Origin of the sequence: Citrobacter sp. CF971, assembly GCF_006385635.1 — a bacterium.
Classification (GTDB): Bacteria; Pseudomonadota; Gammaproteobacteria; order Enterobacterales; family Enterobacteriaceae; genus Citrobacter; species Citrobacter freundii.
Genome location: NZ_CP041051.1, coordinates 279,103 through 292,936, shown reverse-complemented (window position 1 = coordinate 292,936; position 13,834 = coordinate 279,103). Strand labels below are relative to the sequence as shown.

The window sequence follows — 13,834 nt, the reverse complement described above, 5'->3', positions numbered from 1 at the left end:
TTATCTGTTCTTATTACGGAGAACAGACACAGTGTGTCGTTTCAATTTTCAGCTTGATCCAGATTTTTAAAGAGCAAAACTTCTTAATGCACTCGAAAGTACATTCAGAAGTTCATCATTCATCAGACAATCTGTGTGAGCACTACAAAGGCAGGTTCTTTAAGGTAAGGAGGTGATCCAACCGCAGGTTCCCCTACGGTTACCTTGTTACGACTTCACCCCAGTCATGAATCACAAAGTGGTAAGCGCCCTCCCGAAGGTTAAGCTACCTACTTCTTTTGCAACCCACTCCCATGGTGTGACGGGCGGTGTGTACAAGGCCCGGGAACGTATTCACCGTGGCATTCTGATCCACGATTACTAGCGATTCCGACTTCATGGAGTCGAGTTGCAGACTCCAATCCGGACTACGACATACTTTATGAGGTCCGCTTGCTCTCGCGAGGTCGCTTCTCTTTGTATATGCCATTGTAGCACGTGTGTAGCCCTACTCGTAAGGGCCATGATGACTTGACGTCATCCCCACCTTCCTCCAGTTTATCACTGGCAGTCTCCTTTGAGTTCCCGACCGAATCGCTGGCAACAAAGGATAAGGGTTGCGCTCGTTGCGGGACTTAACCCAACATTTCACAACACGAGCTGACGACAGCCATGCAGCACCTGTCTCAGAGTTCCCGAAGGCACCAAAGCATCTCTGCTAAGTTCTCTGGATGTCAAGAGTAGGTAAGGTTCTTCGCGTTGCATCGAATTAAACCACATGCTCCACCGCTTGTGCGGGCCCCCGTCAATTCATTTGAGTTTTAACCTTGCGGCCGTACTCCCCAGGCGGTCGACTTAACGCGTTAGCTCCGGAAGCCACGCCTCAAGGGCACAACCTCCAAGTCGACATCGTTTACGGCGTGGACTACCAGGGTATCTAATCCTGTTTGCTCCCCACGCTTTCGCACCTGAGCGTCAGTCTTTGTCCAGGGGGCCGCCTTCGCCACCGGTATTCCTCCAGATCTCTACGCATTTCACCGCTACACCTGGAATTCTACCCCCTCTACAAGACTCTAGCCTGCCAGTTTCGGATGCAGTTCCCAGGTTGAGCCCGGGGATTTCACATCCGACTTGACAGACCGCCTGCGTGCGCTTTACGCCCAGTAATTCCGATTAACGCTTGCACCCTCCGTATTACCGCGGCTGCTGGCACGGAGTTAGCCGGTGCTTCTTCTGCGAGTAACGTCAATCGTTGCGGTTATTAACCACAACGCCTTCCTCCTCGCTGAAAGTACTTTACAACCCGAAGGCCTTCTTCATACACGCGGCATGGCTGCATCAGGCTTGCGCCCATTGTGCAATATTCCCCACTGCTGCCTCCCGTAGGAGTCTGGACCGTGTCTCAGTTCCAGTGTGGCTGGTCATCCTCTCAGACCAGCTAGGGATCGTCGCCTAGGTGAGCCGTTACCCCACCTACTAGCTAATCCCATCTGGGCACATCCGATGGCAAGAGGCCCGAAGGTCCCCCTCTTTGGTCTTGCGACGTTATGCGGTATTAGCTACCGTTTCCAGTAGTTATCCCCCTCCATCGGGCAGTTTCCCAGACATTACTCACCCGTCCGCCACTCGTCACCCAAGGAGCAAGCTCCTCTGTGCTACCGTTCGACTTGCATGTGTTAGGCCTGCCGCCAGCGTTCAATCTGAGCCATGATCAAACTCTTCAATTTAAGTTTGATGCTCGTGAATTAAACTTCGTAATGAATTACGTATGTTCACTCAGAGACTTGGTATTCATTTTTCGTCTTGCGACGTTAAGAATCCGTATCTTCGAGTGCCCACACAGATTGTCTGATAAATTGTTAAAGAGCAGTTGCGACGCGCTTTAGCGCTCTGTCGCGAGGTGGCGTATATTACGCTTTCCTCTTTCAGAGTCAACCCTCATTTTCAGGTTTTTCTCTTCAACCGAACCGGCTGTTTGTGTGAAGTGATTCACATCCGCCGTGTCGATGGAGGCGCATTATAGGGAGTTTCCTGTGGCCCGCAACCCTTAAATGACAGAAAAATGACTGACTGCTGCATTCCACAGCAAAACCCCGCCTTATACCCATTTACGCACAGAGTTATCCACAAACCACACGATCGTTTCTACGATCCTCTCGTTATATCAGCCTCTTTCAACTGAAAAAGAAGAGGTCAAAATCGAAAATTAAAAATTCGCGAGCGTTGCGCAAACGTTTTCGTTACAATGCCCCCGCACAACAAGGATGCCCCGTAAGGGGCGTTAGCTGAGTTTTTAGCCAAGAATTCACCTAACGCTCTCTGTAATAGTCAAATCCAGGGGATTTACCATGCAACAACGTCGTCCAGTCCGCCGCGCTCTGCTCAGTGTTTCTGACAAGGCCGGTATCATCGAATTCGCTCAGGCACTTTCCGCACGTGGTGTGGAGCTGCTATCTACAGGTGGCACTGCGCGCCTGTTAGCGGAGAAAGGTCTGCCAGTGACCGAAGTTTCCGATTACACCGGCTTCCCGGAAATGATGGATGGACGCGTGAAGACCCTGCATCCGAAGGTCCACGGTGGCATTCTTGGTCGTCGCGGTCAGGATGACGGAATAATGGAACAACATGGTATCGCGCCTATCGATATGGTGGTTGTTAACCTGTATCCATTCGCCCAGACCGTCGCCCGCGAAGGCTGTTCTCTGGAAGATGCGGTAGAGAACATTGATATTGGCGGCCCGACCATGGTGCGCTCCGCAGCCAAGAACCATAAAGATGTAGCTATCGTTGTGAAGAGCAGCGACTACGACGCCATTATTAAAGAGATGGATGCCAACGACGGTTCTCTGACCCTCGACACCCGTTTCGATCTCGCGATTAAAGCCTTCGAACACACCGCCGCTTACGACAGCATGATCGCCAACTACTTCGGCAGCATGGTTCCGGCTTACCACGGTGAAAGCAAAGAAGCCGCCGGTCGCTTCCCACGTACGCTGAACCTGAACTTCATTAAGAAGCAGGATATGCGCTACGGCGAGAACAGCCACCAGCAGGCAGCCTTCTATATAGAAGAGAATGTTAAAGAAGCTTCCGTTGCCACCGCGCAGCAGGTACAGGGCAAAGCACTTTCCTACAACAACATCGCCGATACCGATGCGGCGCTGGAGTGCGTGAAAGAGTTCAGCGAACCGGCATGCGTTATCGTTAAGCACGCAAACCCATGCGGCGTGGCGGTAAGCACTTCTATTCTCGACGCTTACGACCGTGCGTATAAAACCGACCCGACCTCCGCGTTCGGCGGCATCATCGCCTTTAACCGCGAGCTGGATGCCGAAACCGCGCAGGCGATTATCTCCCGCCAGTTCGTGGAAGTGATCATCGCGCCATCCGCCACCGAAGAAGCCCTGAAAATTACCGCAGCCAAGCAGAACGTTCGCGTGCTGGTCTGCGGCCAATGGGCGCAGCGCGTTCCGGGTCTGGACTTCAAGCGCGTGAACGGCGGCCTGCTGGTTCAGGACCGTGACCTGGGTATGGTGACCGAAGGTGAACTGCGCGTAGTGACCAAACGCCAGCCGACCGAGCAGGAACTGCGCGATGCGCTGTTCTGCTGGAAAGTGGCGAAGTTCGTGAAATCCAACGCCATTGTTTATGCCAAAGAGAACATGACTATTGGCATAGGCGCAGGCCAGATGAGCCGCGTGTACTCCGCGAAAATCGCCGGGATCAAAGCGGCCGACGAAGGCCTGGAAGTGAAAGGTTCTGCAATGGCTTCTGACGCTTTCTTCCCGTTCCGCGACGGGATTGATGCCGCTGCTGCCGCCGGTGTGACCTGCGTGATCCAGCCGGGTGGTTCTATTCGCGATGACGAAGTGATTGCCGCCGCCAATGAACACGGCATTGCGATGGTATTTACCGATATGCGCCACTTCCGCCATTAATCCACGGAGCAGACGATGAAAGTATTAGTGATTGGCAACGGCGGGCGCGAGCACGCCCTGGCGTGGAAAGCGGCGCAGTCGCCAAAAGTCGAAACAGTATTTGTCGCCCCGGGCAATGCGGGCACCGCGCTGGAACCCACGCTGCAAAACGTGGCCATCGGCGTAACCGATATCCCGGCGCTGCTGGACTTTGCCCAGAACGAGAAGATCGATCTGACCATCGTTGGCCCGGAAGCGCCGCTGGTGATTGGCGTGGTTGATGCCTTCCGCGCCGCCGGTCTGAAAATCTTCGGCCCAACCGAAGGTGCCGCGCAGCTGGAAGGCTCCAAAGCCTTCACCAAAGATTTCCTCGCGCGCCACCAGATCCCAACGGCGGAGTACCAGAACTTCACCGAAATCGAACCTGCGCTGGCTTACCTGCGCGAGAAAGGCGCGCCGATCGTTATCAAAGCCGATGGCCTGGCTGCCGGGAAAGGCGTTATCGTGGCGATGACGCTGGAGGAAGCCGAAGCCGCGGTTCATGACATGCTGGCCGGCAACGCGTTTGGCGACGCGGGCCACCGCATCGTGATTGAAGAGTTCCTCGACGGTGAAGAAGCGAGCTTTATTGTCATGGTCGACGGTGAGCACGTGCTGCCGATGGCCACCAGCCAGGACCACAAGCGCGTGGGCAATGGCGACACTGGCCCGAACACCGGCGGGATGGGTGCCTACTCCCCTGCTCCGGTAGTGACTGACGAAGTCCACCAGCGCACCATGGAACGCATCATCTGGCCAACCGTGAAAGGCATGGCGGCGGAAGGTAACACCTATACCGGTTTCCTGTACGCGGGTCTGATGATCGACAAACAGGGCAACCCGAAGGTTATCGAGTTCAACTGCCGCTTCGGCGATCCGGAAACCCAGCCGATCATGCTGCGCATGAAGTCCGATCTGGTGGAGCTGTGCCTCGCCGCCTGTGACGGCAAGCTGGATGAGAAAACCTCCGAGTGGGACGAACGCGCCTCGCTGGGTGTGGTCATTGCCGCCGGAGGTTATCCGGGTAATTACAATACCGGCGATGAGATCCACGGTCTGCCGCTGGAAGACGTCGCTGACGGTAAAGTGTTCCACGCGGGTACCAAACTGTCTGCAGACGATCGCGTGCTGACCAACGGTGGTCGCGTGCTGTGCGCCACCGCGCTGGGTAACACCGTGGCTGAAGCGCAGAAACGCGCTTACGCCCTGATGACCGACATCCGCTGGGATGGCAGCTTCAGCCGTAACGACATCGGCTGGCGTGCCATTGAACGCGAGCAACGCTAACGCGAAATTTTCGCCAGCAGCGTTTTACGCGTAATGCCTAACTGACGGGCGGCTTCCGTTTTATTGCCGCCCGTTTTTTCAAGCGCCGCCAGAATCACCTCCTTTTCGACATCCACCAGCGGTTGGATCTCGCCACTGAATTCCGTTTTTATCGGCGTCGCGGCAATCGCCATCGGCAGTTCACGTTCGGAAATATATTCCCCCGTCAGCAGCACCACCGAGCGCTCAATCGCATTTTCCAGCTCACGAATATTGCCCGGCCAGTCGTAGTGGATCAGCAGATCCATCGCCTGCGGAGTAAAGCCTTTCACCGCTTTACGGTTACGCGCGGCAAAACGCTGGAGAAAATGTTCGGCTAACAGCGGAATATCTTCCCGGCGCTGGCACAGCGCTGGCATTTCAATAGTGACGACGTTCAGACGATAGTAGAGATCCTGACGAAAGTGCCCGGCGCTGACTTCCTCTGCTAGATCGCGATGCGTAGCGGCTATCAGCCGGACATCAACCGCAATGGTCTGATTGCTACCAACTCGCTGCACTTCTCGCTCCTGGATAGCCCGCAGCAAACGCACCTGCATCAGCGGTGAGATATCGCCAATTTCATCAAGAAATAACGTGCCACCATCGGCTTCCACAAAGCGCCCTTCCCGGCGTTTATCCGCCCCGGTAAACGCCCCTTTCTCGTGACCAAACAGCTCGGACTCCAGCAGCGATTCATTAAGCGCCGCGCAGTTGAGCGTCACCAGCGGCTTATCGCGACGGGCGCTGCTGGCATGCAGCGCCCGGGCCACCAACTCTTTCCCCGTGCCGGAGTCTCCGTGAATGAGCACTGTCGCATCTGAGGGCGCAACCATCGCGATTTCATTGAGCAACTTCTGCATCGCCGGACTGCTGCCAATCATGCCAAACTGCGCAGCCGACGCCGATGGCAGTTCAGCGCCCATTTCCCGCGTATGCGCCAGCGCCTTTTCCAGCGTCTCCTGCAGACGGTCAAAATCCAGCGGCTTGATTAAGTAGTCCAGCGCCCCGGTTTTAAGCGCCTCAACGGCGGTCTCTACGCTGGAGAACGCCGTCATGATCAAGACCGGAATCGCCGGATTCAGCGCTTTAATCTCTTTCAGCGTTGCGATACCGTCCATCTCCGCCATGCGTACATCACACAGCACTAAATCAAATACGCGTTCGCGCACCTGTTCCAGCGCCGCTCGCCCGCTATAGGCCAGCGCGACCTCATAACCCCAGCCGCGCAGCAGCGCCTGTAAAATGGTGCAGTGGCTGATATCGTCATCTACTACCAGAATATTGATTTTTCCGCGCGTCATCCTTGTTAATCCTGTTGTTTCGCTTTGGTCGGCAGCCAAAGGGTAAAGGTCGCACCTTTGCCCTCAACGCTTGCCACCTGAATGGTGCCACCATGCTGTTCGATAATGTTCTGCACTACCGCCAGCCCGAGGCCGGTTCCGTCAGCTTTGGTTGTAAAGTAAGGCGTAAAAATGGCCTCCAGCTGTTCCGCTGCAATTCCCTTCCCGCTATCGGTAACCACAATTTTAACGCGATCGCCGCTGCTTTCATTCGCTTCAACCGTGATCGTGCCCTGACGACCAATCGCATGAATGGCGTTCAGATACAGATTTAACAAAACCTGAGTCAGTCGGTCAGGATCGGCCTGGATAGCGGGCAGCGTAGAATTGGCCGAAAAGCGGAGCTGGATTTCCCTGCTTGCCGCATCCTGACCCACCAGGTGTAATGAGTGGGTGATAACCTCATTGAGATCAACCTGTTGCAGCGTCAGATGTGCAGGCTTCACCAGCTCCAGCAGCTCGCTCACCACCCGATTTAAACGATCCGCCTCTTTTGCCATCACCTGTGCCAGCTCATGCGACTCGCCTCCTGCCGGGGTTCGCTCGGCAAAATACTTCGCCAGACCTTTGATCGATGAAAGCGGGTTACGAATTTCATGCGCCACTCCAGCCGCAAGATGCCCGAGCGCTAACAGTTTTTCTTTACGCTTCATCGCATCCTGAAGTTCTTTGTACGAACGCTGATAGCGCTGATACCAGAAGAACGTCAGTACGGTAGCCAGCAACACAGCCGCCAGCGCACAGAGGACTATCAGTGTGTTACGCCACTCTCTTGCCTGAGTCGCTGTCAGATCGCTGGCATCAAAGGCGATAAATATGATTTGCGCTGGGGTGATAAGCTGCCCGTCATTGCTGGCACAGCGCGCCATGCCGTGGCGTCCTGGACCATACATCGGCTGAAACTGGCGATAAATTTCCAGGGCCGGCGTTTTTTCACCATCCCTCGCTGGAATTTCAATATTCCGCCAGCTTTCTTGCTCCCCGGGACTAAGCTGTCGCAGGACATCCGGTGAATAGAGCGTTTTCCCGACCATCGCGGAATTGCTGTGAGTAATAATGACACCATGCTCATCGACGACGGCAAACCATAGCACGCCTGGTTGTACGGCCATTTCCTCCAGGAGCGTCTGCTGCTGGGCATGATGCATGCGCATCCCCATGCCTACACGGGTGCCGGACTCCAGGGCGCGAATCAACACACTGCCTTTTTCCAGTAGTGTTTGTCGGGCGGCATCACTTTCCCGACCATAGTCCCGTATGGTCATAATCGAAAACCAGCCGACTAACATCAGGATTGCCGCCAGCAAGAGTCGGCTCAACCACTTTGCCACCGTATCCTTATAAAGACGCATACGCTCTCCCTTCACCCCACTTGTTCCTTTCATCGTTGCAGGTATACAGCAGAAATCATGCCATTTTTTCCCCCTGATAACCCTGCCCTCAGACACAAACAGCTGAAAGTACCGGGTAAAAATGACTCGCAGGCGCGTTCTGGCGGGTCATTTTTACTCGTTTCCCTGCAAAGACGGCGGGTACAACGCCCGCAGGACTGGGATTGCCGCTTTGGCACGGAAGATGCAAAAGGGAATGTAAGCTAACCAACAGGAGAACGAACGATGAAACGGAACAACAAACTGGCACTGATTGCACTTTCTCTTATCGCACTGGGCTCCACCCCGGTACTGGCGCAGAATCACTGGGGATATGGTGATGGAATGCAGCAACGGGGCGGTACCCCAATGACCGCTGAACAGCAGGCTGCCGCACAGAAAATCTATGATGATTACTACTCCCAGACCAGCGCGTTGCGCCAACAGCTGACATCCAAACGTTATGAGTACAATGCACTATTAACGGCCAGCTCGCCGGACACGGCAAAAATTAATGCCGTTGCAAAAGAGATGGAAGCGTTGAACCAGTCTCTGGACGAGCAGCGTGTTAAACGCGATGTCGCAATGGCGCAGGCTGGCGTGCCACGTGGCGCGGGAATGGGCTACGGCGGATGCGGCGGTGGCGGTAACCATCGCGGCGGCGGCCATATGGGAATGGGTCACTGGTAAAAGACTTAATGCCTGATGACGCCATACGGATCAGGCCTGCTGACTACCTGTCTTCAGGTTTTCAGAAAGTTTTGGCTGTAGGCTGCCAGTGACAAAAATCTTCATTGGCGACTAGCAGTAGCTGCGACCCTTCGGGCGCTTCCAGCCATGCCACACTCACCTCTACGGATGAATGTTTCTGGCGGCGCTCGATATGGTTTATTGCCCACGACTCCAGGTCTGGCTTCAGCGTTTCACCTTCACAGGTTGTGACCGTGTTATCCGCATGCCAACGTCCCTGACGCAATATCACCCGTCCCTGACGCAGCGCATCGCTGGTCTGGCGAATTTGATCGGCGCGATAGCGGTAAAGCGCGATTTGATCGCTGGAAAGCTGCTGCTTTTGCCCGTCGACTTCACGCTGCATGAAGCTCAGTTCGCCCCGGTCATCGAAGCGTATACGGACATGTTCAGCCGGTTTACTGTAAACGTTGAGTTCTATGAGAGAGAGCGAATCACCCTGCCAGCGGTATTCACTGGTAGTGGTTTCGCCTTTTCGCCACGGACTAAATACCGAGAGCAAGTGAACATCGTCACCGGAGTCTTTACGCCAAATGCGTACCGCCCCCTGATCGCCAACATAGCCGCTGGCCGTGAACGGAGGAAGCTCAGAATGGCTACCGCAGGCAGACAGTAACAGAACACCTGAAAGCCAAAGCGTATGACGCCAGATGGACAAAAGGGGCGAAACCGCCCCTTCGTTAAAACTGTTCACTGCCACGCGAATTACTTAACCGCGTCTTTCAGTGCTTTACCAGAAACAAATGCCGGTACGTTAGCTGCGGCAATTTTGATTTCTTTACCGGTCTGCGGGTTGCGGCCAGTGCGCTCAGCACGGTGGTTCACTTTGAAGGTACCGAAACCAACCAGTTGTACAGCATCGCCTTCTTTCAGAGACTCAGTAATAGCAGCCAGAGTGGATTCCAGAGCAGCTTTAGCCTGTGTTTTAGACAGTTCTGCTTTGTCTGCAATTACATCAATCAGTTGAGTCTTGTTCATAAGTTATCCTTACAATGTGTTTATCGCTTGCTAAGCATCGAGTGCGACGGAAATGCCAGAAAAGCACTCTCCTGCATACACGCACCGATAGCCACTTTTTTTCGCCCCCCAAATGTAGACCAGACCGGGGGCGGATGGGAAGCCTTCAGGCACGACAAATCAGGCGTTAAATCACGTTTTGTGGTGTCATTGCTGAAAATTTATACCAATATTGCTCTCGCCAGCCTCGCGCAGGTCTGCACGCAGCCCTTTTATCAGCTCAATATCGCGTTCTTCACAGTCGGCTAAAAGTCGGAAAATTTCCCACTGAATATCCCATTCTTGCTCAACGGCAGGGTTCTCTTTGAGCTCCTCATCGGTCATTTCGCGACCAGCCTGGGTCATTTCCAGCATCGCTACCGTCGTAATCGAAGCTTTACTAACTTCAATTGCATGCTCCAGCGTTTCACCGCTAAGACGTGAATGCATCAGTTCGCTTAATGCCACACAGGCATCAATCGCCGGATAAACGCCGTACAGATCGTAATCGTCTGCAGAAGGAATGGCCTCTTCAAACTTTTCCAACTGGCTGTCGAAATTGATTTTCGCGTCTTTAACCGTCAGCGCTTCCCAAATCAGATCCAGAATTCGGCGGTAAATCTGTCCATCGCCAAATTCAGTTTGCTTGCAGAACATGGCGTAATTCGGGTACATGCGTTCGCACAGACAGGCCATAAATGTGACGTGCTGCCAGCTTTCCAGCTTCTCCAGACGCAGGTGAATCGGATTTTGTAACATGATGAGTTCTCAAATACGGAAATTAGCCGCAGTTTACCCGATATGGGGCGCTTTTGCTGCAAGCCGCGTAAAAGCCGGGCGTTCGGATGCCACCGCATCTGCCCAGCGCGTTGGTTCCGGCAGACGATAGCCGTTCATACAGCGTTGTACCCACGCCAGTGCGCTGTCCATACTCACGCGGTGGCCCGTAGAGATAAACAACGGGTTACAGCGCGCTTTGCTGCGCCAGACCCATGCCAGCTGTTCGCCTTTATCCAGCAATGGCACTAGCGCACCGGGTTCAGCAGCGAGCGGTTCAAACTTGCCACACAGCCGTTTTTTCGCCACACCGATCGTTGGGACGTCCACCAGCAGGCCAAAATGGCTGGCCACGCCCAGACGGCGCGGGTGCGAAATTCCGTGCCCGTCAACGAACAGCAGATCTGGCTTGTGCGAGAGCAGTTGCCAGGCGGCCATCAGCGCGGGGGTTTCACGAAAGGAGAGAAAACCGGGAATGTAAGGCATGGTAGTGGCGATACGCGCCACCTTGTATTCAACCAGTTCAAGCGTGGGATACTTCAGTAAGACCATCGCGGCTCGCGTCACTTCGCCACCCTGCTCAAACCCAACGTCCGCCCCGCCGATCAGATCCGGCGGATCGTTCTTCAGACGATCCTCGCGGATCAATGAAGAGGCCAGTTCAAGCTGCTGCGCGCGTAATGACGCGAGATCCATAATGACTCCTTAACGGTGGTACTGTTCGGACAACCGATGTACCGCCTCCACAAAGACACCCGCATGTTCTGGCGGGACGTCCTGATGAATGCCGTGACCCAGGTTAAAGACATGCCCTTCGCCCTGACCGAATCCGGCCAGAATTGTCGCCACCTCTTCTTCGATGCGGGCTGGCGGTGCATACAGCATGGACGGATCCATATTGCCCTGTAGCGCCACTTTATGACCTACACGACGACGCGCATCGGCAATGTCAGTGGTCCAGTCGAGACCTAACGCATCACAACCGGTTTCCGCCATCGCTTCCAGCCACTGACCACCGCCTTTGGTAAACAGGGTCACAGGTACGCGACGACCTTCGTTCTCGCGTAGCAGGCCATCGACGATTTTGTGCATGTAGTACAGGGAGAACTGCTGATAGTCGCGACCGGTCAACACACCGCCCCAGGTATCGAAAATCATCACCGACTGCGCGCCAGCTTTAATCTGCGCGTTCAGATACAGCGTGACGCTCTTCGCCAGCTTATCAAGCAGCAGATGCAGCGCTTTAGGGTCGGCATACATCATCTTTTTAATCACGGTGAAGGCTTTGCTGCTGCCGCCTTCAACCATGTAGGTCGCCAGCGTCCACGGGCTACCGGAGAAGCCGATCAGCGGCACTTCGCCTTTCAGTTCACGGCGGATAGTGCGCACCGCGTTCATCACGTATCCAAGCCCATCTTCCGGGTCCGGGATCGGCAGTTTGTCGACGTCAACCTTGCTGGTAATCGGAGAGGTGAAGCGTGGACCTTCTCCTGCTTCAAAATACAGCCCGAGTCCCATCGCATCCGGGATCGTCAGGATATCGGAGAAGAGGATCGCGGCATCAAGTTTATAGCGACGCAGCGGCTGCAGCGTAACTTCGCAGGCCAGCTCGGCATTTTTGCACAGCGCCATAAAATCGCCCGCTTCGGCACGGGTAGCTTTGTATTCCGGTAGATAACGGCCTGCCTGGCGCATCATCCATACCGGAGTGACATCGACGGGCTGGCGCAGCAGCGCACGCAGATAACGATCGTTCTTCAGTTCGGTCATTTTTGCAGTTCCTTATTGCGTCAGTCCATCAGTGTATCACCACTCGCTCTTTACTCGTACTCAGCCCGACACATTGCCACAGTATCTTCAATCAATCGACGCGCGACAGTACCCGGCGGGGGCAAGAGCGGTAAATCGTCATAGCGATACCAGTTCGCTTCCAGCAGCTCTTTCGGGTCGATGACGATTTCGCCGCTATCATACTCCGCCATAAATGCGGTCATCAAAGACTGTGGGAACGGCCACGGCTGAGAAGTGACATAACGCAGGTTTTTCACCTTAATGCCGCTCTCTTCCATGACTTCACGCGCCACCGCCTGCTCAAGGGTTTCGCCCACTTCGACAAAACCTGCCAGCACGGTATGCACGCCGTTGCGATGGCGAACATGTTGGGCGAGCAGGATGGAATCATCTCGGCGAATAGCGACGATTATACAGGGAGCAATTTGCGGGTAATAACGTTCGCGGCAGTGACTACAGAGCATCGCCCACTCCGTTTTACTCGGGTGCATGGGATGGCCGCAGTAACCGCAGAATTTATGCGAGCGGTAAAACTCCGCCAGCTGTACGCCTCGTCCGGCCAGTTGAAACAGGCCAACGTCCTGGTCAATGACCTGGCGCACCGACCCCATATCGTGTCGACGCTGCTGCTGCACCAGCCAGACAGTTTCCCCTTCCCACTCGCCTATTGGCAGCGCGCGCTGACCAATCAGATCAAAACGGGCTGCGTCGCCATAAGGTAGCTCGCCATGAGGTAACCATAACTTTTGCTCATGACTGACAATCCACCAGCCGCTATCTAATTTTTCAATTATACGATCCATATCTCTTGCGCAACCTTTGCTTCACAGGCATGTTGTTTACATTATTTTTACATTTACGGGTGAGCAGTTCCTAAACACCATCTTGCGGAGTCAATCATGCTAAACCAGCTGGAAAGCCTGACGGAGCACGTCGGAGGAAGTAATAAACTGGTTGATCGCTGGCTACATGTACGTAAGCACCTGCTCGTGGCTTACTACAATCTGGTTGGCATTAAGCCTGGCAAAGAATCGTACATGCGACTTAATGAAAAGGCGCTGGATGATTTTTGTCAGAGCCTGGTCGATTACCTCTCCACCGGACACTTCAGTATTTATGAACGTATTCTCCATAAATTGGAAGGGAACGGGCAGCTTTTAAAAGCCACAAAAATTTGGCCGCTGCTGGAAGCTAATACGCAGCTGATCATGGACTACTATGACTCCAGCCTGGAAACTGCGATTGATCATGATAACTTCCTTGAGTTTCAAAAGGTTTTATCGGATCTCGGCGAAGCGCTGGAAGCCCGGTTCGTGCTCGAAGATAAGCTGATCATGCTGGTATTTGATGCGATGCACGAGAGTGGCACTCTCAAACGTCCTGCTTGAGATTTGTCGCATTAACGCGTAGTTTACATTCATTACCTCTAAGATAGAGGTTACTTCTTGTCGGAGTGCTTATTTTCCACAACAGCATGAGTGGAAAAGGCTGAGACCGTTAATTCGGGATCCGCGGAACCTGATCAGGTTAAGACCTGCGAAGGGAACAAGAGTCAATCTACAACCGT

At 54.2% G+C, this 13,834-nt stretch carries 13 protein-coding genes, 1 rRNA gene and 1 riboswitch; of the genes, 5 read left to right on the top strand and 9 right to left on the bottom strand.

Annotated elements, in window-relative coordinates; all coding sequences use genetic code 11:
* Positions 1 to 165 precede the first annotated feature (165 nt).
* Positions 166 to 1,706: ribosomal RNA gene (locus E6P06_RS04875) — 16S ribosomal RNA — on the bottom strand.
* A gap of 621 nt (positions 1,707 to 2,327) precedes the next feature.
* Between E6P06_RS04875 and purH the strand changes: the two genes are divergently transcribed.
* Together purH and purD are read left to right on the top strand one after the other, a co-directional pair.
* Positions 2,328 to 3,917 carry a bifunctional phosphoribosylaminoimidazolecarboxamide formyltransferase/IMP cyclohydrolase gene (gene purH / locus E6P06_RS04870; protein ID WP_139934989.1) on the top strand — a complete coding sequence of 530 codons (1,590 nt, stop codon included), beginning with the start codon at positions 2,328 to 2,330 and terminating at the stop codon, positions 3,915 to 3,917.
* Between the two features lie 15 nt (positions 3,918 to 3,932).
* The gene (purD, locus tag E6P06_RS04865) at positions 3,933 to 5,222 is read left to right on the top strand and encodes a phosphoribosylamine--glycine ligase (RefSeq protein WP_003033057.1); all 1,290 of its coding nucleotides are present in this window, start codon (positions 3,933 to 3,935) and stop codon (positions 5,220 to 5,222) included.
* Here purD and zraR read toward each other — a convergent pair.
* Both zraR and zraS read right to left on the bottom strand, forming a co-directional pair.
* A complete protein-coding gene (zraR, locus tag E6P06_RS04860) occupies positions 5,219 to 6,544 on the bottom strand; it encodes a sigma-54-dependent response regulator transcription factor ZraR (RefSeq protein WP_139934988.1) in 1,326 nt (441 codons plus the stop codon). The two genes, purD and zraR, sit on opposite strands and share 4 nt — an antisense overlap.
* Positions 6,545 to 6,549: 5 nt before the next feature.
* Positions 6,550 to 7,935, bottom strand: coding sequence for a two-component system sensor histidine kinase ZraS (zraS, locus tag E6P06_RS04855; RefSeq protein WP_139934987.1), 1,386 nt, complete (start codon positions 7,933 to 7,935; stop codon positions 6,550 to 6,552).
* Positions 7,936 to 7,992: 57 nt separating this feature from the next.
* Between zraS and E6P06_RS04850 the strand changes: the two genes are divergently transcribed.
* Together E6P06_RS04850 and zraP are read left to right on the top strand one after the other, a co-directional pair.
* On the top strand, positions 7,993 to 8,181 hold the full coding sequence (locus tag E6P06_RS04850; protein ID WP_139934986.1) for a hypothetical protein: 189 nt from the start codon (positions 7,993 to 7,995) through the stop codon (positions 8,179 to 8,181).
* A gap of 18 nt (positions 8,182 to 8,199) precedes the next feature.
* The gene (gene zraP / locus E6P06_RS04845; RefSeq protein WP_032945657.1) at positions 8,200 to 8,643 is read left to right on the top strand and encodes a zinc resistance sensor/chaperone ZraP; all 444 of its coding nucleotides are present in this window, start codon (positions 8,200 to 8,202) and stop codon (positions 8,641 to 8,643) included.
* Positions 8,644 to 8,704: 61 nt separating this feature from the next.
* Here zraP and E6P06_RS04840 read toward each other — a convergent pair whose 3' ends face one another.
* From E6P06_RS04840 to nudC, 6 genes are all read right to left on the bottom strand, one after another.
* Positions 8,705 to 9,397 carry a DUF1481 domain-containing protein gene (locus E6P06_RS04840; protein WP_003842011.1) on the bottom strand — a complete coding sequence of 231 codons (693 nt, stop codon included), beginning with the start codon at positions 9,395 to 9,397 and terminating at the stop codon, positions 8,705 to 8,707.
* A gap of 11 nt (positions 9,398 to 9,408) precedes the next feature.
* On the bottom strand, positions 9,409 to 9,681 hold the full coding sequence (gene hupA, locus E6P06_RS04835) for a nucleoid-associated protein HU-alpha (RefSeq protein ID WP_001044509.1): 273 nt from the start codon (positions 9,679 to 9,681) through the stop codon (positions 9,409 to 9,411).
* 186 nt (positions 9,682 to 9,867) lie between these two features.
* On the bottom strand, positions 9,868 to 10,458 hold the full coding sequence (locus E6P06_RS04830; RefSeq protein WP_003842015.1) for a YjaG family protein: 591 nt from the start codon (positions 10,456 to 10,458) through the stop codon (positions 9,868 to 9,870).
* Positions 10,459 to 10,491: 33 nt separating this feature from the next.
* Positions 10,492 to 11,172: a deoxyribonuclease V gene (nfi, locus tag E6P06_RS04825; protein ID WP_003033072.1), complete on the bottom strand. Its 681-nt coding sequence runs from the start codon at positions 11,170 to 11,172 to the stop codon at positions 10,492 to 10,494.
* Between the two features lie 9 nt (positions 11,173 to 11,181).
* Positions 11,182 to 12,246: a uroporphyrinogen decarboxylase gene (hemE, locus tag E6P06_RS04820; protein WP_057102433.1), complete on the bottom strand. Its 1,065-nt coding sequence runs from the start codon at positions 12,244 to 12,246 to the stop codon at positions 11,182 to 11,184.
* Between the two features lie 50 nt (positions 12,247 to 12,296).
* Positions 12,297 to 13,070, bottom strand: coding sequence for an NAD(+) diphosphatase (nudC, locus tag E6P06_RS04815; protein ID WP_003033074.1), 774 nt, complete (start codon positions 13,068 to 13,070; stop codon positions 12,297 to 12,299).
* A gap of 96 nt (positions 13,071 to 13,166) precedes the next feature.
* Here nudC and E6P06_RS04810 point away from each other — a divergent pair, with 96 nt between their 5' ends.
* Entirely contained in the window at positions 13,167 to 13,655 is a 489-nt protein-coding gene (locus E6P06_RS04810; protein WP_003033077.1) for an Rsd/AlgQ family anti-sigma factor, read from the top strand.
* Positions 13,656 to 13,706: 51 nt separating this feature from the next.
* Positions 13,707 to 13,829: riboswitch (TPP riboswitch) on the top strand.
* The last annotated feature ends 5 nt before the right edge of the window (positions 13,830 to 13,834 follow it).